Raw genomic sequence first — 1,256 nt, forward strand, 5'->3', positions numbered from 1 at the left:
GCCACCCGCGAATTGAGCTACAACCCCTACGGAAAAATCACCGCCGAGCGCGATGAACTGGGGCGTGTGACCCGGTATGAATATGCCGATGGCTTGCACCTGATCAGTCGCCGGATCAACCCCGATGGCTCTCAACTCAAGTACCGCTACGACAACACCCGCCTGCTGCTGACCGAGATCGAAAACGAGGCAGGTGAGCGCTATCAACTGGAGTACCACGCCAACGGCCTGATCCAGCAGGAAACCGGCTTCGACGGCCAACGCACCGCCTACGTCTACGACCTCAACGGCCACCTGCAGGAAAAAACCGAGTTTGGCGACGATGACCGTCAGTTGGTTACCACCTACCAGCGCGATAACGCCGGCCGCCTCGTCCGAAAAACCCTGCCCGATGGCAGCACGGTGGATTACACCTACGACCGTCTCGGCAATCTGCTTAGCGTCGACGACGGCCACTGGCCGCTGCATTACGAATACGACGCGCAAAGCCGCCTGACCGCCGAGCACCAAGGCTGGGGCACCCTGCGTTATGGCTACGACCACTGCGGCCAACTCGAAACCCTGCGCCTGCCGGACAACAACCGCCTGACCTTCAACCACGACAAGGGCGGCCACCTTGCCACTATCGACCTGAATGGCCGGACACTCAGCTCGCACCTGTTCAAAGCAGGCCGCGAACACCAGCGCCAGCAAGGCCAACTGCTGAGCCACTACCACTACGACGACCAGGGCCGCCTGGCACAACACGAACACCGCCACGGCCTTCGTCGCTACACCTACGACAACAGCGGCAACCTCACCCGCCTGCTCGACACCCGCAAGGGCCAGCACGACTACCACTACGACCCCCTCGACCGCCTGACCCGCGCCGACCATTCCCAGGATCCCACCGAACGCTTCGCCCACGACCCGGCGAACAACCTGCTGATGCAAGACCGCCCAGGCCCCGGCATCGTCGTCGGCAACCGCCTGTTACTGCAAGGCGACCGGCATTACGACTACGACGCCTTCGGAAACCTCATACGCGAACGCCGTGGCCGCGCGCAGCAGTTAGTCACCGAATACCGCTACGACTGCCAGCACCGCCTGATCGGCGTGACGCAACCGGACGGCAGCCAGGCCAGTTATCGCTATGACCCGTTTGGGCGGCGCATCGCTAAAGTGATCAATGGCAAGACCACCGAGTTTTTCTGGCAAGGCGACAAAGTCATCGCCGAGCACACGGCGGGGCAGCATCGCAGCTATCTCTACGAGCC

1 pseudogene is annotated in these 1,256 nt (G+C 62.3%); it reads left to right on the plus strand.

What is annotated here, in order from left to right:
- Nucleotides 1-1,256 (plus strand): annotated as a pseudogene (locus tag HBR93_RS26700) (RHS repeat protein); the annotation flags it as partial.

The sequence above is a fragment of the Pseudomonas sp. WS 5411 genome (assembly GCF_012985595.1).
Lineage (GTDB): Bacteria > Pseudomonadota > Gammaproteobacteria > Pseudomonadales > Pseudomonadaceae > Aquipseudomonas > Aquipseudomonas shahriarae.